This window comes from Nonomuraea salmonea (assembly GCF_042428605.1).
In the GTDB taxonomy this organism is placed as follows: domain Bacteria; phylum Actinomycetota; class Actinomycetes; order Streptosporangiales; family Streptosporangiaceae; genus Nonomuraea; species Nonomuraea salmonea.
Genome location: NZ_JBHMCF010000011.1, coordinates 565,085 through 583,698, shown reverse-complemented (window position 1 = coordinate 583,698; position 18,614 = coordinate 565,085). Strand labels below are relative to the sequence as shown.

Sequence of the window (18,614 nt, the reverse complement as noted above, 5' to 3'; positions counted from 1 at the left end):
GCCTCTCACACCTGGGAGTGGACGATGAACGACGAGCTCCACACCCTCTCGGGCGCCTACGCCGTGCACGCGCTGCCGTACGCCGAGTGGGTGCTGTTCGAGGAGCACCTGCACGTGTGCGACGGCTGCGCGGCCGAGGTCAGCCGGCTGCGCGAGACCGCGGCCCGCCTGGCGGAGACGGTCGCCGCACCCCCGCCCGCCCGCCTCCGCCACCGCCTCCTCACCGCCGCCCACCGGACCCGCCCCCCGGAGATCCCCGACGACGCGCCCACGGTGTCGCATCGACTGCCCGTGCCGCCCGGGGACGGCGATGGCGGGCGGGTGGCGCCGTTGCGGCGAAGGAGGCGGCGCGTGGAGGTGGTCGCCGGGGTGTCGGTCGCCGTGTCGGCGGCGGCGGCCGTGGCGCTCGGCGTGCTCGCCTTCGACGCCCGCCGCGACCTCGCCGACCTCACCGCCAGGAACGGCGAGCTGGCCGCCGTGCTGGCCGCGCCCGACGCCGAGACCATGCGGCGGCAGGTCACCACCGGCGGCACCGGCACGGTCGTCATCTCGCGCGAGCGGGGGCGGATGGTGTTCACCTCGTCGGGGCTGGTCGAGCTGCCGCGGGCGAAGGCGTACGAGCTGTGGCTGATGGGTCCGGAAGGCCCGCGCCCGGCCGGCCTGCTGGAGCCGGGCCCCGGCGGGGCGAGCGCCCCGGTGGTGCTGACCCCGCTGCGCGGCGACGACCGCGTGGCGCTCACCGTCGAACCGGCCGAGGGCTCCCGGCAGCCCACCACCGACCCCGTCATGCTCGCCGACCTCCCTGAGGCGTGACTTGTCAGGTCTGCACATGAGAGTTCTCCGTTTCGTCGCGCGTGAGCTGGGTCGGCGCTGCTATAAGAATCGTGTGTCTCGTCAGGTGCGTACTTCCCCGGGTGCGGCGTACGACCTCGGGTACCACGTGGTGTGGTGCCCGGGGTACCGCCGCCCGGTCCTCGGCGGCCGGGTCAAGGACCGCCTTGAGGAACGGATCCACGCCAAGGCCGACGAGCATGATGGGGAGATCGTGGCGCTGGAGGTGCTGTCCGACCACGTGCACCTGTTCGTCAAGCCACACCCGAAGCACTCACCTTCGTACGTGGCCGGCCAGTTCAAGGGGTGCACCTCCCACCACCTGCGCGCCGACTTCCCGCACCTGCGCTCCCAGCTGCCCACACTGTGGTCGCGGTCCTCCTTCGTGGCCACGGCCGGTGCGGTGTCCGCACAGACGGTGCAGCGCCACATCGAGACGCAGGACGAGCGGTCGTCCAAGGGCGGTGGCCGTGCGTAGGTCGTTCAAGTTCCTTTTGCGCCCCACCGCCAAGCAGGCCGCTGCACTCGCCGCGTGCCTGGAAGACCACCGTCAGCTCTACAACGCCGCTTTGGAGCACCGCCGCACGGCCTACCGCACGGCAGGCGTGACGGTCCGGTACGGCGATCAGTCGGGCGAACTGAAGCACATCCGGGGTGATGACCCGGATGGGCAGGGCCGCTGGTCGTTCTCCTCCCAGCAGGCCACCCTGCGACGGCTCGACAGGGCATTTCGTGCGTTCTTCGACCGCGTCAAGGCCGGGCGCACGCCCGGCTTCCCCCGGTTCAAGGGGCGCGGCTGGTTCGACACCGTCGAGTGGCCCAAGGACGGCGACGGCTGCCGGTGGAACTCCCAGCCCGAGCGCCCCACCGCGTACGTCCGGCTCCAGGGCATCGGGCACGTCCGCGTCCACCAGCACCGGCCCGCGAAAGGTCAGGTGAAGACGATCAGCGTGAAGCGCGAGGGTTCCCGCTGGTATTTGGTCTTGTCGTGTGATGGCGTGCCCGCCGATCCGTTCCCGGCCACGGGCGTGGCCGTCGGCGTGGACCTGGGCGTCGCCTCGCTGGCCACCACCAGCGACGGCCGGTACCTGGTCAACCCGCGCCGTCTGGCCGCCTCGGCCGACCGGCTGGCCGAAGCCCAGCGGGCCCTGGCCCGCAAGCGGCGCGGCTCCCGTCGCCGCCGTAAAGCGGTGGCGCAGGTCGCCGCCCTGCACGCCAAGGTCCGCCGCCAGCGGTTGGACTGCGCGCACAAGGCCGCCCTCGCACTGGTCGCCAGGTACGACATGATCGTGCACGAGGACCTGCGGATCGCGAACATGACTCGTTCGGCGTCCGGCACGATCGACCGGCCCGGCCGGAACGTGACCGCCAAGGCCGGCCTGAACCGGTCCATTCTCGACGCGGGTTGGGGGGTGTTCCTGACGGTCCTCGCGCACAAGGCTGAAAGCGCCGGTCGAGAGCTGATCGCGGTGAACCCCGCCGGCACCTCCCGCACGTGCTCGCGCTGCGGGCATGGTGCGAAGGAGAACCGCGTCAGCCAGGCCGTGTTCCGATGTCAGGGCTGCGGGCATGCCGCGCACGCCGACGTGAACGCGGCGATCAACATTCTGAGGGCAGGGCTTGCCCTTCGCCAGGCTGCGGAAGCGGCTTAGCGAGAAGCCGCTCCCCTCAGGGAGCGGAGGAGTCACGATGAAGACCCTCGGCTACGCCTACGACCAGGTGGGCCGCGAGGTCATGCCGTGGACGTTCTCCGAGCAGGGCACCGAGATCGATTCCCTGGTCTACGGCACGCTGCCGCGTGGCCGGCACACGATCGAGTACCGCTCGATGGACGCGGCGGGCAACTACGGCAGGCCGAATGTGCACCTGCTCGGCACCCGGGTCAGCGGCGCGCTCGCGGTGCACGGCGCGGCGAACCTGACCGTCGCCGGCGCCGACCTACTCGACGGGCCGCGCGGCCGCGCGTACGAGGCGGTCCAGCACGTCCGTCAGTGACGCGGTCGCGCTGACGCGGATCCTGGCGTACTCGTCCGGCGGGTACTGCCGGGGTCCGTTCTCGATGAGCAGGATCAGGTAGAGGTAGGCGCGATAGAGGTCGAGCCTGGTGCGGGCGGCCGGGGTGAGCTCCAGCGGCGTCACCTCGCGGTAGCCGGCCAGCAGCGGGTCGTCGTCGGCCAGCTCGCCGAAGATCGTCGGCGTGACGAACTCGGCCAGCGGGTCGCCCCAGAAGGCCCGCTCGTGGTCGATGATCGCCTGGATGCGGGGCGGCCCGCTCACGTCGAGGAAGACGTTGCCCGCCCACACGTCGAAGTGCACCAGCCGCGGCGTCGTCACCTCGTCCAGCACCGGCGCCGCCGCCTCGGCGATCGCCATGATCTCCGCGGCGGGCAGCGGCAGCGGCGTCGGGTAGCGCTCGGTGTCGCCGAGCAGCGCCGCCACCATCGCGAGGAACGCCGAGCGCCACGTGCGGCCGGTGATGCCCGCGTGCGGATAGCCGAACACCTCGCCGGTCACCGTGTTGAACCTGGCCAGGTGGCGGCCCAGCTCCCTGCGCAGCCCGGCCTCGCCGTCCGGCTTGACGTCGTTCCACGACACGCCGTCGAGCGCGGCCAGCAGCAGGTAGTCGCCGCCCAGCACGGGGTCGTCGAACCCGGCGCGCAGCAGCGCCGCCACCGGCACCCCCGCCTGCGCCGCCAGGCCGATCGCGGCGGCCTCCATGCGCAGCAGGTTGCGCTCGTAGCTGAGCTGGTCGAGGTCGGGCGGCGGGCTCAGCTTGAGCACCGCGTCGCGGCCGTCGGCCAGCCGCAGCCGCCACACGGCGTTGGCGTAGCCGTCGGTCAGCTCGGTGGCGGACTCGACGCCCACACCCACCGCGCGGCGGGCCAGGGCGTCGAGCTCGGCCGCCGCTAAGCGCCGCTTGGTCCTGCTGTCCATGGTCCTCGCATCCTGCTGCTCATGCGGACTCCCGGCGTACGAGGTGGGTGTCGAGGATCACCACGGGCTGGCGCAGCTCCTCGCCGTTGATGCGCGCCACCAGGAGCTGGGCCATCTGCCGCCCCATCGCCTCGGTCGGCTGGTGCACGGTCGTCAGCGGCGGGTCGGCGTGCAGCGCGGCCTTGGAGTCGTCGAACCCGATCACCGCGACGTCGTCGGGGATCGAGCGGCCCTCGGCCTTCAGCACGCGCATCGCGCCGAGCGCCATCGGGTCGGAGGCGGCGAACACCGCGTCGAGCTCGGGGTGGGCGCGCAGCAGCTCGGTCATCGCCGCGGCGCCGCTGTGCTCGGAGAAGTCACCGTAGGCCACGAGCTCGGGAAGGCCCGAGGGCAGCAGCGCGTCTCGGTAGCCCGAGAGCCGGTCGACGCCCACGCCCATGTCCTGGGAGCCGGCGATCGTGGCGATCGCGGTGCGGCCGAGGCCCAGCAGGTGTTTGACCGCCTGCCGGGCCCCTGCCCTGTTGTCCATGTCCACATAGCTGTAAGGGTCGAGGCCGACGGGGCGGCCGCCCAGCACGGTCGGCACCCCCATCGTCTCCAGCCTGCCCGGCAGCGGGTCGGCCCCGTGCAGGGACAGCAGCAGCACGCCGTCGACGTGCTGACCCGTCAGGTAGTGCTCGAGCCGCGCGTGCTCCTCCGGGGTGCGCGCCATCGCGAGGATGAGCTGCAACCCGGTCTCGGCCAGCGCCGAGCCGATGCCGCGGATCGTTCCCGCGAAGTACGGCTCGTCGAAGACCCGGAACTGGGACTCGGACACCACCAGCGCCACCGTGTCCGTGCGGCGCGTCACCAAGGCGCGCGCCGCACGGTTGGGCACGTAGCCCAGCTCGCGGATCGCCAGCTCGACGGCCTCGCGGGCCTTCGCGCTGACGTTGGGCGAGCCGTTGATGACTCTCGACACCGTGCCCCGGCCCACCCCGGCCCGAGCAGCGACTGCCTCAAGAGTCGGTCGGTTCATGGCGCCTATTCTGCCGGATGATCTCCGAGTACCAGTGCGCGCTGTCCTTCAGAACGCGCTCCTGGGTCTCGAAGTCCACCCGCACGATGCCGAATCGCTTGCCGTAACCCCAGGCCCACTCGAAGTTGTCCATCAGCGACCAGGCGAAATAGCCCTCCAGCGGCACGCCCGCGTCGATGGCCTCCTTGCAGGCGCCGAGGTGCGCCTCCACGTACGCCTGCCGCTCCCTGTCGTGGACCCGGCCGTCGTCCAGCACGTCGTCGAAGGCCGCGCCGTTCTCGGAGACCACCATCGGGATCGGCGGGTAGTCCCGCGCCACCCTGGTGAGGATCTCCACCAGGCCGCCCTCGTCGATCTCCCAGCCCATCGCGGTCACCGGGCGGCCGCCGTTGACGAACGAGACGTGCTCGCTGCCGACCCACGGAGACCCCGAGTCCGTGGGGGCCGCGGCGGCCGACTGCTTGCCGCCGGGCGCGCCCGAGACGGTGAAGCGGCTGTAGTAGTTGACCAGCAGCACGTCGAGCGGCGCGTTGATGGTCTTCATGTCGCCCGGCTGGATGAAGTCGGGCTCGACCGGCAGGTCCGCCAGCACGTCCTCGGGGTAGCGGCCGAGCAGCATCGCGTCCAGGAAGAAGCGGTTCTGCAGGCCGTCGATGCGGCGGGCCGCGTCCAGGTCGCGCTCGCTGTCGGTCTCCGGCGTGACCGCGTACAGGTTGACGCAGCCGCCGACCCGGCGGGCGTTCATCGCCTGCACGGACAGACCGTGGGCCAGGTTGAGGTGGTGCGCGCCCCTGATCGCGTTCTCCGGCTCACGACGGCCGGGGGCGTGCTCGCCCGAGGCGTAGCCGAGGAACGCGGCGCACCATGGCTCGTTGACCGTGCTCCACGTGTGGACGTAGTCCTGCAGTGCGTCGTGGACCGCGGCGGCGTACTCGGCGAAGCGGTAGGCGGTGTCGCGGTTGGGCCAGCCGCCCTCGTCCTCCAGCGCCTGGGGCAGGTCCCAGTGGTAGAGGGTCAGCCACGGGTCGATGGCGTGCTCGCGCAGTTCGTCGCAGAGCCGCCGGTAGAAGTCGAGACCCTTCTGGTTGATCCGGCCGGAGCCGTCCGGCTGGATCCGGGGCCAGGAGACCGAGAAGCGGTAGGCCGACAGGCCCAGCTCCGCCATGATGGCGACGTCTTCCCGGTAGCGGTGGTAGTGGTCGATGGCCACGTCCGCGTGGTGCCCGTTCAGCACCTTTCCCGGCGTCTTGGTGAAGGTGTCCCAGATGGACGTGCCGCGCCCGTCCTCCGCGACCGCCCCTTCGATCTGGTACGCCGAGGTCGCGGCCCCCCACGCGAAGCCCGCAGGGAAGCGCAGCCCGGAACGCGTCTGTTCCTCTTGTGTCGTCACGCTTTGACCGCACCTTCCATGAGGCCGCCGACGATCTGGCGGCCGAATGCGACGAATACTGCGATGAGCGGAATGATGGACAACGCGGTGCCCGCGAAGATCAACGAGTACTCCGTGGAGTACCTCGCGTTGAGACCGTTGATCGCGATCTGCACGGTCGGGTTGTCCTGGTTGAGCACGATCAGTGGCCACATGTAGTCGTTCCACATGAGCATGAACGTGTTGATGCCGAGCACGGCCATGCCGGGCCGCACGGCGGGCAGCACGACGTTCCACCAGATGCGCAGCGTGGCGGCGCCGTCCACCCGGGCGGCCTCGACCAGCTCCATCGGCACCGACTGCCGCGTGTACTGCGTCATCAGGAAGACACCGAACCCGTTGAGCAGGTACGGCAGGATGACCGCCTTGAGGGTGCCCGTCCACTCCAGGCTCACCATGAGCCGGTAGAGCGGCACCACCCCCATCTGCTGCAGCGGCACCGCCATCGTCAGCAGCACCAGCAGCAGCAGCGCGTTGCGGCCACGGAAGTTCAGGTTGGCGAACGCGAAGCCGGCCAGCGTCGAGATGAGGATCACCGAGATCGTCACGACGCTCGCCACGATGAACGAGTTCGTCAGGCCGGCCACGAACTTCGCCTCGGGGTGCTGGAGCACCGCGATGATGTTCTGCCCCAGGTTGCCGCCCGGCAGGAATTTCGGCGGCGACGAGACCGCGTCGGAGTTCGTCCGCGAGGCGATCACCAGCATCCAGTACAGCGGGAACGCCGACAGGAAGATGGCCAGCCCGAGCAGCACCCGCGTCAGGACGGTCGGTTTCCAGATGGTCATTTCGTGCCCCCGATCCTGCGCACGAACGCGAAGTTGATCGCCGCTCCGATGAGGATCAGCAGGAACAGCAGCCAGGCCGCGGCCGAGGCGTAGCCGTAGTCGAACTCACGGAACGCCTCCTTGTAGACGAACATGGCCACCGTCTGGAACTGGCCCTGCGAGCCGCCGTCGGGGTTGCCGTTGTAGAACGTCATCGGCTCGGAGAACAGCGTCAGGCCGCCGATCGTGGAGTTCAGCACCACGAAGATCATCGTGGGGCGCAGCATCGGCAGCGTGATCTGCCAGAACTGCCGGCGCTGCGAGGCCCCGTCGATCGAGGCGGCCTCGTACAGGTCGCGCGGGATCGTCTGCATGCCGGCCAGGAAGATGATCGCGTTGTAGCCGGTCCAGCGCCAGTCGACCATGGTCGCGATCGCGATCCACGACGGCAGGCGCTCGGCCCGCCAGTTCGTGTTGTCCACCCCGGCCATGCCGAGCAGCCAGTTCACCAGGCCCCAGTCGCGGGCGAACAGCTGCGTGAAGACCACCGCCACCGCGACCACCGAGGTGACCAGCGGCAGCAGCACGCTCATGCGCAGCGCCAGCCGGAAGCGCATGCGCTTGTTCAGCGCGTTGGCCAGGAACAGCGCCAGCAGCATCTGGGGGACGGTGGCGATGATGAACATGGCCAGGGTGTTGACCGTGGCCCGCCAGAAGTCGTCGTCGCCCAGCAGCGCGGTGTAGTTGCCCAGACCGGCCCACTCGACGGTGCCGGTCAGGTCGTAGTCGTACAGCGAGTAGTAGAGCGTGAACGCCAGCGGGAAGAGCCCGAAGGCGGCGAACAGCAGGAAGTACGGGGACACCAGGAAGTACGGCATCGCCTTGACGTCCAGACGGGAACGCCAGCGGCGGCCGGGCGGGCGGGCGCGGTGGTTGCTCCGCGCCGCCCGCGGAAGGGTGTCGAGGCTCATAACAGACCTTTCGGCGGCAACAAGCCCGGCCCGCCGCGAGGCGGGCCGGGCGGGAGATCAGCCCGCGGCCTTCACCGCGTCGTCGACCAGCTGCTGCCAGGCCTTGTCGTACGGCACCGAGCCGTCGTCCATGCCCTGCACGACCGACTCGATCGCGCTCTTCACCTGCGCGTGCTTCACGCCGAGGAAGACCGGCTGGAGGCTGGCGGCGGACTTGGCGAAGATCTCACCGACGGGCGCGTCGTTGAAGTACTCGTTCTTCGCGCCCTGCACCGCCGGGTCCTGCTGCGCCTTCGTGTTGCTCGGCATGTTGCCGAAGTCGGTGAAGATGCTCGCCTGTGTCGTCGCCTGCGTCAGGTAGTCGGCGACCATCGCCGCCTCCTTCGGGTGCTTCGACTGCTTCGGCACGGCCAGCCAGGAGCCGCCCCAGTTGCCGCCGCCGCCGGGCACCGCCGCGACGTCCCACTTGCCCTTGCCCTCGTCACCGGCGTTGCCGCTGATCGCGCCGAGCATCCAGGACGGGCAGCCGAGCGTGGCGAACGCGCCCTTCTGGGTGCCCGTCGCCCACTCGTCGGTGAAGTTGCGCAGCTTGGCGGTCAGGCCCTGCTGGCTCAGCTTCTGGGCGAAGTCGAAGGCCGTCTTGACCGCCGGGTTCTTGTCGACGATCAGGTTGTTGTCCTTGTCAAAGTAGGAGACGTTGCCGTTCTTGGCCGCCTCCTGGTAGAGCACCACCTGGTAGAGCGTGTTCGTGCCGTCGGCCCACTTGGTGTCCTTGACCTTCGACTGGAACTTCTCGCCGGTCTTCAGGAACTCGTCCCAGGTCGGCCACAGCGCCCCGACCTCCTCGCGGTCGGTCGGCAGGCCGGCCTTCTCGAACAGGTCCTTGCGGTAGCACAGGCTCATGCCGCCGATGTCGGTGCCGAGGGCGAACAGCTTGCCGTCGGCGGCGACGCCGTTCTCCCACTTCCAGGCGGGGAAATCGGCCTTGCGCGACTCCAGGCCGTGCTCCTTCAGGTCCGCCCACCACTCGGTGCGCGCCTTGGCCAGACCCATGCCGCCCTCGTCGATGCCGACGACGTCACCCGCGCCGCTGCCGGCCTGCAGCCACTGGATCATCTGGGGCCAGTACTGCTGCTCGAACTGGTCGGTCAGGTTCTCGTGCTGGATCTGGATGTCCTTGTGCTCGGCGTTCCACTTGTCGACGGCGTTCTTGTAGCCGAAGTTGGTGCCGCCGCCGAACGTCTGCACGCGGATGGTGATCGGCCCCGCCGCGGCGGAGGAGGCCGGGGCGCCGCTCTGCTCCGCGGTGCCACCGGAGCCGCACGACGCGACGGCGAGCGCCGCCGCGGCCAGGGCCGAGGCCGCGGCGAGGGTGCCGCGACGCTTCCTGATCATCATGGTGGAGCCCTTCTGGGGTGAATGTTGGGAGGGCACCGCGACACGCGCTCTGCCGCGGTGGAATCTTTGGGAGCGCTCCCACAAAGGGTGCACTTACCCGGTTCGCCCGTCAATCCCGCGAAACGCAACCGTTACCAATGGGGCGGTTTAACACTCGAAAACCGGATTTTTGGGCATGAACACCTCAAAGAGCTGATTGGGAGCGCTCCCATCACAAGAGGCATCTTTCGTGTCGCTTCGGGGCATGTCTCCCCACCTGAACGGGCCTGAGCCCGCGGGTGCCATCACGGGGCGGCACTACGGGATCAGGGAGCGGGGATGTTGCATCTGCTCTCGCTGCGGTACACGGCCTCGGAGGAGGAGGCGGGGCCGCGCGCACCCGGCACTGGCCGGTCTGCTCGGGGCACGCGCCGTCGGCTGATCACCCGGCGGGCGCGCAGGCGGCGGCGCGTTCCTCCAGAAGGGCGCGTTCGCGGGCGTTGCGGGTCATGGCGGCGGCGCGGGCGAACTCGGCACGGGCCTCGTCCCTGCGGTCCAGCTTGGCCAGCAGGTCGCCGCGCACGCTCGGCAGCAGGTGATAGCCCTTGAGCGCCGGCTGGCCGGCGATCTGATCGAGCAGCGCGAGCCCGGCCGCGGGGCCGTACGCCATCGACAGCGCCACCGCCCTGTTCAGCTCGACGACGGGGGAGCGGGACAGCTTGGCCAGCTCCTCGTACAGGCCCGCGATCTGCGCCCAGTCGGTCTCCTCGGGTGCGAGCGCACGAGCGTGACAGGCGGCGATGGCGGCCTGCAGCGTGTACGACCCCGGCGAGCCGGACAGCGCCTCGGCGCGTCCGAGTGCGGCCAGGCCGCGGCGGATGAGCAGGCGGTCCCAGCGGCCGCGATCCTGCTCCAGCAGCAGGACCGGCTCGCCGGACGGCCCCACCCTGGCCGCCGACCGGGACGCCTGGATCTCCATCAGCGCCACCAGCCCGTGCACCTCGGCCTCCGAGGGCATGAGCCCGGCGAGGACACGGCCGAGGCGGAGCGCGTCGTCGCACAGGGCGGGCCGCATCCAGTCGTCGCCCGCCGTCGCCGAGTACCCCTCGTTGAAGATGAGGTAGACGACCTCCAGCACGGACGACAGCCGCGCCGCCAGCTCCGCCCCCTGCGGCACCTCGAACGGGATCTTCTTCGCGGCGAGCGTGCGCTTGGCGCGGACGATGCGCTGCGCCGCCGTCGGCTCCGGCACCAGGAACGCCCGCGCGATCTCATCGGTGGTCAGGCCGCCGAGCACGCGCAGCGTCAGCGCCACCCGCGCCTCCATCGACAGCGCCGGATGGCAGGCCGTGAACACCAGCCGCAGCAGGTCGTCCTCGATCTCGTCCGGCTCCGGCGCCTCCTCGGTGAGGTCGATGCGACGGCCCAGCTCGGCGAGGTTGCGCTGGAGGCGTTCGTTCCTGCGGATGAGGTCGATGGCGCGGCGCTTGGACACCGTCATCAGCCACGCGCCCGGGTTGCGCGGCACCCCCGACTCCGGCCACTGCTCAAGCGCCGCCACCAGGGCGTCCTGAGCCAGCTCCTCGGCCAGCCCGACGTCGCGGACGAGCCCGGCGAGCCCGGCGATGAGCCGCGCCGCCTCGATCCGCCAGACCGCCTCGATCGTCCGCTGGACGTCAGAACCCGCCACCGGCCCATGAGACCAGTCAGCCCCACGGCCGCGCAACCCGGATCAAGGGCGAGGCTCGTCTCCCAGCAGGCGCTCGCGCAGGGCCTCGTCGTATGCCTGCTGTTCCGGCGACATCGTCCCCTCGGGCGTGTCAGAGCCGTCGAACACCTGCCACACCTCCAGGCCGACCCCGTCGTTGCCCGGCGGCACCGGCACGCGCAGCGCCCACTCGACGGCCTCCTCGCGCGACTTGACCTGGATCAGCCAGAAGCCCGCGATCAGCTCCTTGGCCTCGGTGAACGGCCCGTCGATGACGGTCGCCTTGCCGTCGCTGTAGGAGATCTGGGCGCCGTGCGAGCTGGGATAGAGGCCCTCGGCCGCCAGCAGCACGCCCGCCTTGGTCAGGGACTCGTTGTAGGCGCGCATGCCGTCCACGAGTTCCTGGCTGGGCACCGCCCCCGCCTCGGTCTCGGCGCTCGCCTTGCCCACGATCATGAATTTCATCGGTTCTCCTCGGGTCTCTTCGAACGTTGTCGGCAACGCGTCGAGCGGCTGCGTCCCGGATCGACACGCCCCGCGACTTTTCTTCGCGGCGCCGGACGTCAGGTCTGCGGCCAGGTCAGTGGGGTGGTGAGGGCGTGGAGGGCTTCGCGGGCGTTGCGGCCGGCGCCGGCGGAGACCTCTTTGCCCTCCCTGTCACGGGCGACGGCCAGGACGAGGCCCTCGGCCGGGTCGTGGGCCAGCGTGATCGTGTGGCCGCCGACCAGCAGGGCGTCGGCGGTGGCCGAGCGGTCCTGCTGGGCGTCCTTGCCGAGCAGGACGTGCGCGCCCACCAGCCCGGCGACCGGCTTGCGGTGCCGGCCGAGCAGCACGGGCTCGCCGTACGGGTCGGCGACCTGGCGTACGAGGTCGCCCAGCTTGGACCGCGCGGTCGACAGCCCCACGAGCGGCAGGCCGGTGAGCACCCCGCCCACCCTGGAGAGCGGCACGAGGGCCGCCCACTCCCAGCGCTCGCGGGTGATCATGATGGTCCTGCCGTCCTTGGCCTCCTCCACGAGCCTGCCCCAGCGGGCGCGGGCATCCTCGACCGCGAAGGGCACCCCCAGCATCGACACCATCTCGTCGTACGACGGCCGCTCACCGTGGATCATCGCCAAATGGTAAGGCGCCTTACAACTTTCCGCAATTGACCGGCTGGGCGGAACCGGGTTACCGTCCCGGATGTGGCAAACCGATGTGAGAACATTGGATTAACTAGGCTGCTGCCCCTGGCCGGGCCGCGGCTCCTCGGGGCCTACGCGCCGGCCGTCACGGGCGCGGCCGTCCTCGGGCCGGTCGGCACGTTCCCGCTCGACCGGCTGGTCACCTACGGCGGCGCAGGCCCGCTCGTCGCCCTGCTGCTCGTGCTGCTCGCCCAGGAGCTCTGCACGTCGCTGCTGGAGCCCGCAGGCGCCGCCGTGGCGCGGCGGATCGACGGGGTGCTGCGTCACCGGGTACGCGCCGCCGCCGCCGCCCTGCCACTCGCCCGGCTCGAGACCGCCCACGTGCAGGGTGACCTGCGGCTCGCCCTGCACGGCCACCGGGGCGCCACCCCCGGCACGGCGGCGGTGGCCGTGGTCGGCGAGGCGGGCCGGCTCGTCTCGGCCCTGCTCGGGGCCGCCGTCCTGGTCGTCCACATCGGCTGGCCGGCCGCCGCCGTCCTCGCGCTCGCCCTCGCCCAGAACCGGCGCATCGCGGCCATGCTCGTCGGGCCCGGGGGAGTGGAGTCACTGGCGGGCGGCCCCGCGCAGGCGCTCCTGCGGCGCCGCGCCGACTACCTGGCCGACGTCGCGGGCGGGCTCGGCGCGGCCAAGGAGGTGCGCGTGTTCGGGCTGCAGGCGTTCTTCACCGGACGCTACGCCGCCGCCATGCTTGCCTACCTCGCACCGCAGGCCCTGGTGCGGCGGGCCGTCGTGCGCGGCTACGCGTCGGTGCTCGGCCTGCAACTGCTCTCGGCCTCCGGCGCGTTCGCCGTCCTCGCCTGGCACACCGCCGCAGGGCGGCTCGAGGCGGGGGCGCTGGCGCAGTGCGTGCTGGCGGCGCTGCTGGTCTTCGCGTACGGGGCGGGCAGCCACCAGATGTTCGAGATCAGCCACGGCACCACGCCCTTCCAGGCCACCCTCCGCCTCCTCACACCGCCGTCCAGCGACGAACCGGCCGACGAAGGGGACAAGGCGCTCGCACTGGACGGCGTCACCTTCGCCTACCCCGACCGCCCGAGCCCGCTCCTGCGGAACCTGACCCTGCACGTCCGCCCGGGTGAGCGGCTGGCGGTCGTCGGGCTGAACGGCGCCGGCAAGACCACCCTGGTCAAGCTCCTCACCGGCCTCTACACCCCGTCCTCCGGCACCGTCACCACCGGCCCCGCCGCCGTCGTCTTCCAGGACTTCGCGCGTTACCCGCTGCCGCTGCGCGACAACGTCCGCCTCGGCGACGCCGCCCGCGACGGCACCGATGCCGACGTGCTCGCCGCCCTGGAGGCGGTGAACGCGCTGAACCTCGTGGCCGCGCTCCCCGCCGGCCTCGACACGCCCCTGTCGCGCGCCTTCACCGGGGGCCGCGACCTGTCCGGCGGCCAGTGGCAGAAGGTGGCGCTCGCCCGAGCCGTGTACGCCCTGCGCTCGGGACGCCGCGTCCTCATCGTGGACGAGCCCACCGCCCACCTCGACGCCCGCGCCGAACGCGACGTCTTCGACCGGCTCCTCGACCACACCAGGGGCCGCACGCTGGTGCTCGTCTCCCACCGCTTCGCCACCGTCCGCCGCGCCGACCGCATCGTGGTCCTGGACGGAGGCGTCATCGCGGAGGAGGGCGACCACGACCACCTGATGGCCCTGGGTGGCCGGTACGCCCGCTGGTACACCCTCCAATCCACTCTCACCGCCGGAGGCGCCCCATGACCGGAGTCGCGTTGGGTGCCTTGGTGCGGGTGGCGTGGCGGATCGATCGGCGCGCGGTGGTCGTACTCGCCGGGTTCCTGCTCGCGGGCGCCGTCAGTCACGGCCTGGTCGGGGTGTTCCTGCGGGAACTGACCGACGCCGCCACGCGGGGCCTGCTCGGGCCGGCCGCCGTCCAGGCCGTGGCGGCGGGGGCGGCGCTGGCGGCAGGGGTGGCGCTGGGCCGGGCCGAGCTGGCGCTGATGCAGGAGCTGGCCGAGCGGATGGGGCTGGCCGTGCAGGAGGAGATCCTCGCGCTCACGGCGAGCCTGCCCACGATCGAGCATCTGGAGCGGCCCGCGTACCTGGACAGGCTGCGCACGCTGCGCGAGGAGAGCAGGGAGCTGTACTTCGCGGTGTGGGCACTGGCCCTGGTGGCCGAGCACGCCCTGCAGATCGGGCTCGGCGTGGTGCTGCTCGCCGCCGTGCACCCGCTGCTCCCGCTCCTGCTGGGCGCCGCCGTGCTGCCCTCACTCCTGGTACGCGGCCGCGCCGCCGCCCGCATCGACGCCGCCACGTCCAGCACCGCCGAGACCGCCCGCCTGGAGCTGAGCCTGTCGGAGACGGCCACGTCCGCAGGGGCGGCCAAGGACCTGCGGCTCGGCGGCGCGGGAGAGGTCCTGGACGCGATGGCGGGACGGCACTGGGACGCGGTGTCAGACGAGCTCGGGAGGGCGCGGCTACGGGCGGGCCTGCTGACGTTCGCGGGCTCGGCCACGTTCCTCGCGGGATACGTCGCCGCGCTCGCCCACGCCGCCTGGCTGGCCGGCCGGGGTCAGGCCACGGCGGGTGACGTGGTGCTGGTGGCCACGGTCGGTGTGCAGTTCGTCACCCAGGCCGCCCGCCTCGCCTTCCACCTCGGCTCGGCCGCCGCAGGCCGGCACGCCGCCACCCGCCTCGCCTGGCTCCGCGCCTACGCGGCCGCCCGCCATCAGGATCGAGGCGCCGCAGCGCCGCCGCCGGTGCTGCGCGGCGGCATCACGCTGGCCGGGCTCTCCTTCACCTACCCGGGGACGTCCCGCGAGGTGCTCCACGATCTGGACCTGCACCTGCCCGCGGGCGCCACGGTCGCGCTGGTCGGCACGCACGGGTCGGGCAAGACGACGCTGGTGAAGCTGCTGTGCGGGCTGCATCGGCCGTCGCGTGGCACGATCCTGGTGGACGGCCGCCCGCTCGGAGACCTCGCGCAGGACGCGTGGCAGGCCAGGGTCGGCGCGGTCTTCCAGGATCACGTCCGCTTCGAGCTCACGGCCGGCGAGACGGTCGGCGTGGGGGATCTCCCCAAGCTGCGCGACCCCGCGGCCGTGGCGGGGGCGCTGGAACGAGCCGACGCCGGCCAGGTGGTCGCCGGGCTGCCTCAGGGACTGGAGACCGAGCTGGGGGAGACGTTCGAGCACGGTGTACGGCTCTCCGGCGGGCAGTGGCAGCGGCTGGCCCTGGCTCGCGGGTCGATGCGGACGGAGCCGTTGCTGCTGGTGCTGGACGAGCCGACCGCCGCGCTGGACGCACCGGCCGAGAGCGCGGTCTTCGCGCGCTACGCCGAGGCGGCCAAGGGCCATCCGGGAGCCGTCACGTTGCTGATCACGCACCGCTTCCCCACCGTGCGGATGGCGGACCTGATCGTCGTCCTCGGCGAAGGCCGGATCGTGCAGTGCGGCACCCACGACCGGCTCAGCCAGATCCCGGGGCCGTACGCCGATCTCCTGACATGACGAACGCGCGCCCCCGGGAAGGGGCGCGCGTTCCGCTGTCAGGAAGAGGGACGTGAGGGAAGGTCAGCCGGCGTACTCGGGGTAGCCGTAGCCGACGACCTGCGACTTCGGCCGGACCCGCTCTTCGACCTTGCCGTTGCCGGTGTTGCCTTCGATGGTGGAGATGGTGCCGTCGTGGTTGTCCTTGACGACGAAGCCCACGTGCTGGATGTCGCTCAGGGACTTGCCGCCCTTCCAGGAGAAGAACACCACGGCACCCGGCTTGGCCTCGTGGCCGAAGCGCTGGTTGGCGGCGAACCACTTGGCGTGGGCGACGGTCCAGGCGTCCCAGCCGACCTGCGGGCGGGCGCCGGTCTGCTCGCCGACCCAGGAGACGAACATCGAGCACCAGGCGGCGTTCAGGTAGGCGGCGCGGCTGCCGCCGTCACGGGCGACGGTTTCGGCGGCACGCTGGGAGTTGGCGTACCACTGCTGGAACTTGGTCCCGCCGCCGCTGGCGTTCTCGGAGACGCCCACCTGCGCCCTGGCGACGGCCAGGACCTGGTCGGCGGTGGCGGTGATCTTGGTTTCGTCACGCTCGCTCGCCTTGTGGGCGGCGAGCGCGGTGGCCGGGTGCTTCGCGGCGGTGGCCGCGGCGACGGCGGTGGAGGTGTCGGCGTGGGCCGCGGCGGGGACGCCGAAGGCCGAGGCCAGGACGCCGGCGCCGAGGACGGCGCGGGCGATGGTGCTCTTCGAGACAGCGGTAAGACGATGCTTGGCCATCGAGGGGGTTACTCCTTGCTTCCATGCCGCTTACCGGGTTAGCTGACGGGTTCGGGCGTGGAAGCTGCCCTACGGCACCGAAGTGCCGATTCACCCCAAAGGACATGGGTCCCCGGTTCCGCGCGTGGCGGATTCAGCGGTCACAGGACGATCCTGTGATGTGTCGTGCGATGGTCTGACATAGCCGGACAAACCGGACGTATGCCTCAAGATGCCCCATAAGGTAATACATGAGGCAAGAGGATTACAAATCCATAAAAGTAAAGTCAGCCGAGCTGACTGCGCGCCTCGGCCAGAAGCCCCATCATGGCAAGGGATTCGTCAAGCGGCATGATCGAGGATTCGGTCCTGCCTTCGGCCGTGGCGGCGCGGACTTCGCGGAGCTCTCCGGCGTAACCGTTGTCGGCCGGGTCGAGCACGTGCTCTTCCGGCTCCATCGCCGGCCCGGAGAGGACGATCCGCTGCGGTGCCCAGAACGGTGCCTGGATGTCCGCCCGCATCTGGGTACCTACAACACTGGCCCCGTTCGGGTAATTCCCGAGCAATGAGGTGGCCACGAGAGCGTGCCGCCCGCCGGGGTAACGCAAGACGCCGGCCGCCTCCGCGTCAACGCCGTTCGGGGCCAGGGAGCCGGTGACGTGCAGGCCGGTGGGCATGCCCAGGATGAGCTGGGCCAGCCCGAACGGGTAGATCCCGAGGTCGAGCAGCGCGCCGCCGCCCAGCTCCGGAGCCCACAGGCGGTGCGCCGGGTCGTACGGATGGGCGAAGCCGAAGCTCGCCTGGACCGACCGGATCTCCCCGAAGCGGGGATCCTCCTTGATGCGCCTGATGAGCGGGTTGAACCGCATCCACATGGCCTCCATCAGGAAGACCCCGGCCTCACGGGCCAGCCGCACCATCTTCTCCGCGTCGTCCACGGTCGCGGCCAGCGGCTTCTCGCACAGCACCGCCTTGCCCGCCGCGATGGCGGCGGCGGCGACCTGCAGGTGCTGGGCGTGCGGGGTGGCGACGTAGATCGCGTCCACCGCCGGGTCGGCGCACAGCTCCTCATAGGACCCGTACGCCGACTCGGCGCCCAAATCCGACGCCAGGGTCTGCGCCCTGGCCAGGTTCCTGCTTCCCACGGCGGCCACCCGCATGCCGGGCTCCGCCACGATCGCCGCACCCACGGTACGGGCGATGCCGCCGGTGGCGGCTATTCCCCAAGTGAAATCTCGCACGCCGGCGATCGTATACGGAAGGCAAATATGGGCTTATGTCGGTGGTGCCGGAAATATCAGGAATGTCGTTTTGTCACATCCGTCACTCGAACGAGTCCGGGTCGGGCCCGAGCCGCTGCCCCCGGCTGAGCGCCCCGATGGCCGCCAGGTCCTCGGCGTCCAGGATGAAGTCGAAGACGTCGATGTTCTCGGCGATCCGCGCCGGCGTCACCGACTTCGGGATCACCACGTTCCCGAGCTGCAGGTGCCAGCGCAGCACGATCTGCGCCGGCGTCTTGCAGTGCTTGTCGGCCAGCACCCGCAGCGCCGGGTCGTCGAGCAGCCCCCTGCCCTGCCCCAGCGGGCTCCACGCCTCGGTGAGGATGCCGTTGGCCTCGTGGAACTCGCGCATCTGCCGCTGCTGGAAGTAGGGGTGGAGCTCGATCTGGTTGATGGCGGGGACGATGTCGGCCTCGTCCATGAGCCTGGTGAGCGTCTCGACGGTGAAGTTCGAGACGCCGATGGCCTTGGCCCGGCCGTCCCGGTAGATCTTCTCCATGGCCCTCCACGCCTGCAGGTACTTGTCCTGCCCCGGCATCGGCCAGTGGATGAGATAGAGGTCGACGTAGTCGAGGCCGAGCCGGGCCAGCGACTCGTCGAAGGCGGCCTCGGCGCGGGCGTGCTCGCCGTTGGCCAGCTTGGTCGTGACGAACACCTTCTCCCTCGGCAGCCCGCTGTTGCGCACCGCGCGGCCCACGCCCTCCTCGTTGCCGTAGGCGGCGGCCGTGTCGATGTGCCGGTAGCCGGCCTTGAACGCGGTCGTGACCGCCTGCTCGGCCTCCTCGGCAGGTACCTGCCAGACGCCATAACCGAGCTGCGGGATCTGCACGCCGTCCGTGTTGAGCATGAGCGAGTTCATACCCTCCATTGTTCACGCCGCGTTCCTGGCGGCTTAAGCCGGGCGGGCTAG

Annotated in this window: 18 protein-coding genes and 1 riboswitch; of the genes, 6 read left to right on the top strand and 12 right to left on the bottom strand. The window is 71.1% G+C overall.

What is annotated here, in order from left to right; genetic code table 11:
* The first annotated feature begins 24 nt into the window (after nt 1-24).
* The 4 genes from ACFFR3_RS13045 to ACFFR3_RS13030 all read left to right on the top strand — a co-directional run bounded on the left by ACFFR3_RS13045 (nt 25) and on the right by ACFFR3_RS13030 (nt 2,826).
* Nucleotides 25-813 carry an anti-sigma factor gene (locus ACFFR3_RS13045; RefSeq protein WP_345402149.1) on the top strand — a complete coding sequence of 263 codons (789 nt, stop codon included), beginning with the start codon at nt 25-27 and terminating at the stop codon, nt 811-813.
* Between the two features lie 85 nt (nt 814-898).
* On the top strand, nt 899-1,309 hold the full coding sequence (tnpA, locus tag ACFFR3_RS13040; RefSeq protein ID WP_345402152.1) for an IS200/IS605 family transposase: 411 nt from the start codon (nt 899-901) through the stop codon (nt 1,307-1,309).
* Nucleotides 1,310-1,325: 16 nt separating this feature from the next.
* Nucleotides 1,326-2,483, top strand: coding sequence for an RNA-guided endonuclease InsQ/TnpB family protein (locus tag ACFFR3_RS13035; protein ID WP_379483182.1), 1,158 nt, complete (start codon nt 1,326-1,328; stop codon nt 2,481-2,483).
* 37 nt (nt 2,484-2,520) lie between these two features.
* Entirely contained in the window at nt 2,521-2,826 is a 306-nt protein-coding gene (locus ACFFR3_RS13030) for a hypothetical protein (protein WP_345402161.1), read from the top strand.
* Here ACFFR3_RS13030 and ACFFR3_RS13025 read toward each other — a convergent pair.
* From ACFFR3_RS13025 to ACFFR3_RS12985, 9 genes are all read right to left on the bottom strand, one after another.
* Entirely contained in the window at nt 2,770-3,765 is a 996-nt protein-coding gene (locus tag ACFFR3_RS13025; RefSeq protein ID WP_345402164.1) for a phosphotransferase family protein, read from the bottom strand. The genes ACFFR3_RS13030 and ACFFR3_RS13025 overlap by 57 nt on opposite strands.
* A gap of 19 nt (nt 3,766-3,784) precedes the next feature.
* Complete coding sequence (locus tag ACFFR3_RS13020) at nt 3,785-4,783, bottom strand: LacI family DNA-binding transcriptional regulator (protein WP_364366657.1); 999 nt, start codon at nt 4,781-4,783, stop codon at nt 3,785-3,787.
* On the bottom strand, nt 4,764-6,173 hold the full coding sequence (locus tag ACFFR3_RS13015) for a GH1 family beta-glucosidase (RefSeq protein WP_345402167.1): 1,410 nt from the start codon (nt 6,171-6,173) through the stop codon (nt 4,764-4,766). The genes ACFFR3_RS13020 and ACFFR3_RS13015 overlap by 20 nt, the downstream gene beginning before the upstream one ends.
* On the bottom strand, nt 6,170-7,000 hold the full coding sequence (locus ACFFR3_RS13010; RefSeq protein ID WP_345402170.1) for a carbohydrate ABC transporter permease: 831 nt from the start codon (nt 6,998-7,000) through the stop codon (nt 6,170-6,172). The genes ACFFR3_RS13015 and ACFFR3_RS13010 overlap by 4 nt, the downstream gene beginning before the upstream one ends.
* The gene (locus ACFFR3_RS13005; protein ID WP_364366661.1) at nt 6,997-7,950 is read right to left on the bottom strand and encodes a carbohydrate ABC transporter permease; all 954 of its coding nucleotides are present in this window, start codon (nt 7,948-7,950) and stop codon (nt 6,997-6,999) included. Before ACFFR3_RS13005 ends, ACFFR3_RS13010 begins: the two co-directional genes overlap by 4 nt.
* 57 nt (nt 7,951-8,007) lie before the next feature.
* Nucleotides 8,008-9,348: an ABC transporter substrate-binding protein gene (locus ACFFR3_RS13000; protein ID WP_345402178.1), complete on the bottom strand. Its 1,341-nt coding sequence runs from the start codon at nt 9,346-9,348 to the stop codon at nt 8,008-8,010.
* A gap of 421 nt (nt 9,349-9,769) precedes the next feature.
* Nucleotides 9,770-11,017, bottom strand: a complete 1,248-nt coding sequence (locus ACFFR3_RS12995) for an RNA polymerase sigma factor (RefSeq protein ID WP_345402181.1) — start codon at nt 11,015-11,017, stop codon at nt 9,770-9,772.
* A 42-nt stretch (nt 11,018-11,059) separates the two neighbouring features.
* Nucleotides 11,060-11,500: a YciI family protein gene (locus ACFFR3_RS12990; RefSeq protein ID WP_364366669.1), complete on the bottom strand. Its 441-nt coding sequence runs from the start codon at nt 11,498-11,500 to the stop codon at nt 11,060-11,062.
* Nucleotides 11,501-11,598: 98 nt separating this feature from the next.
* Nucleotides 11,599-12,147 carry a type II toxin-antitoxin system Phd/YefM family antitoxin gene (locus ACFFR3_RS12985; RefSeq protein WP_345402187.1) on the bottom strand — a complete coding sequence of 183 codons (549 nt, stop codon included), beginning with the start codon at nt 12,145-12,147 and terminating at the stop codon, nt 11,599-11,601.
* A 72-nt stretch (nt 12,148-12,219) separates the two neighbouring features.
* Here ACFFR3_RS12985 and ACFFR3_RS12980 point away from each other — a divergent pair, with 72 nt between their 5' ends.
* Both ACFFR3_RS12980 and ACFFR3_RS12975 read left to right on the top strand, forming a co-directional pair.
* Nucleotides 12,220-13,935 carry an ATP-binding cassette domain-containing protein gene (locus ACFFR3_RS12980; RefSeq protein WP_379483181.1) on the top strand — a complete coding sequence of 572 codons (1,716 nt, stop codon included), beginning with the start codon at nt 12,220-12,222 and terminating at the stop codon, nt 13,933-13,935.
* On the top strand, nt 13,932-15,683 hold the full coding sequence (locus tag ACFFR3_RS12975; RefSeq protein WP_379483180.1) for an ATP-binding cassette domain-containing protein: 1,752 nt from the start codon (nt 13,932-13,934) through the stop codon (nt 15,681-15,683). The genes ACFFR3_RS12980 and ACFFR3_RS12975 overlap by 4 nt, the downstream gene beginning before the upstream one ends.
* A gap of 63 nt (nt 15,684-15,746) precedes the next feature.
* On the opposite strand, the gene ACFFR3_RS12970 is transcribed toward ACFFR3_RS12975, so the two are convergent.
* From ACFFR3_RS12970 to ACFFR3_RS12960, 3 genes are all read right to left on the bottom strand, one after another.
* On the bottom strand, nt 15,747-16,445 hold the full coding sequence (locus ACFFR3_RS12970; protein WP_345402194.1) for a CHAP domain-containing protein: 699 nt from the start codon (nt 16,443-16,445) through the stop codon (nt 15,747-15,749).
* Nucleotides 16,446-16,457: 12 nt separating this feature from the next.
* A riboswitch (cyclic di-AMP (ydaO/yuaA leader) is annotated at nt 16,458-16,594 on the bottom strand.
* 117 nt (nt 16,595-16,711) lie between these two features.
* The gene (locus tag ACFFR3_RS12965; RefSeq protein ID WP_345402197.1) at nt 16,712-17,665 is read right to left on the bottom strand and encodes a Gfo/Idh/MocA family protein; all 954 of its coding nucleotides are present in this window, start codon (nt 17,663-17,665) and stop codon (nt 16,712-16,714) included.
* Nucleotides 17,666-17,747: 82 nt separating this feature from the next.
* Nucleotides 17,748-18,563, bottom strand: coding sequence for an aldo/keto reductase (locus tag ACFFR3_RS12960; RefSeq protein WP_345402199.1), 816 nt, complete (start codon nt 18,561-18,563; stop codon nt 17,748-17,750).
* Between the last annotated feature and the right edge of the window lie 51 nt (nt 18,564-18,614).

What these genes read in the sequence shown, in the direction of transcription:
- ACFFR3_RS12975 (WP_379483180.1), top strand. Translation starts at nt 13,932, where the DNA reads ATGACCGGAGTCGCGTTGGGTGCCTTGGTGCGGGTGGCGTGGCGGATC.
- ACFFR3_RS13045 (WP_345402149.1), top strand. Translation starts at nt 25, where the DNA reads ATGAACGACGAGCTCCACACCCTCTCGGGCGCCTACGCCGTGCACGCG.
- ACFFR3_RS13025 (WP_345402164.1), bottom strand. Translation starts at nt 3,765, where the DNA reads ATGGACAGCAGGACCAAGCGGCGCTTAGCGGCGGCCGAGCTCGACGCC.
- ACFFR3_RS13010 (WP_345402170.1), bottom strand. Translation starts at nt 7,000, where the DNA reads ATGACCATCTGGAAACCGACCGTCCTGACGCGGGTGCTGCTCGGGCTG.
- ACFFR3_RS12960 (WP_345402199.1), bottom strand. Translation starts at nt 18,563, where the DNA reads ATGAACTCGCTCATGCTCAACACGGACGGCGTGCAGATCCCGCAGCTC.
- ACFFR3_RS12990 (WP_364366669.1), bottom strand. Translation starts at nt 11,500, where the DNA reads ATGAAATTCATGATCGTGGGCAAGGCGAGCGCCGAGACCGAGGCGGGG.
- ACFFR3_RS13020 (WP_364366657.1), bottom strand. Translation starts at nt 4,783, where the DNA reads ATGAACCGACCGACTCTTGAGGCAGTCGCTGCTCGGGCCGGGGTGGGC.
- ACFFR3_RS13005 (WP_364366661.1), bottom strand. Translation starts at nt 7,950, where the DNA reads ATGAGCCTCGACACCCTTCCGCGGGCGGCGCGGAGCAACCACCGCGCC.
- ACFFR3_RS12970 (WP_345402194.1), bottom strand. Translation starts at nt 16,445, where the DNA reads ATGGCCAAGCATCGTCTTACCGCTGTCTCGAAGAGCACCATCGCCCGC.
- ACFFR3_RS13030 (WP_345402161.1), top strand. Translation starts at nt 2,521, where the DNA reads ATGAAGACCCTCGGCTACGCCTACGACCAGGTGGGCCGCGAGGTCATG.
- ACFFR3_RS13000 (WP_345402178.1), bottom strand. Translation starts at nt 9,348, where the DNA reads ATGATGATCAGGAAGCGTCGCGGCACCCTCGCCGCGGCCTCGGCCCTG.
- ACFFR3_RS12985 (WP_345402187.1), bottom strand. Translation starts at nt 12,147, where the DNA reads ATGATCCACGGTGAGCGGCCGTCGTACGACGAGATGGTGTCGATGCTG.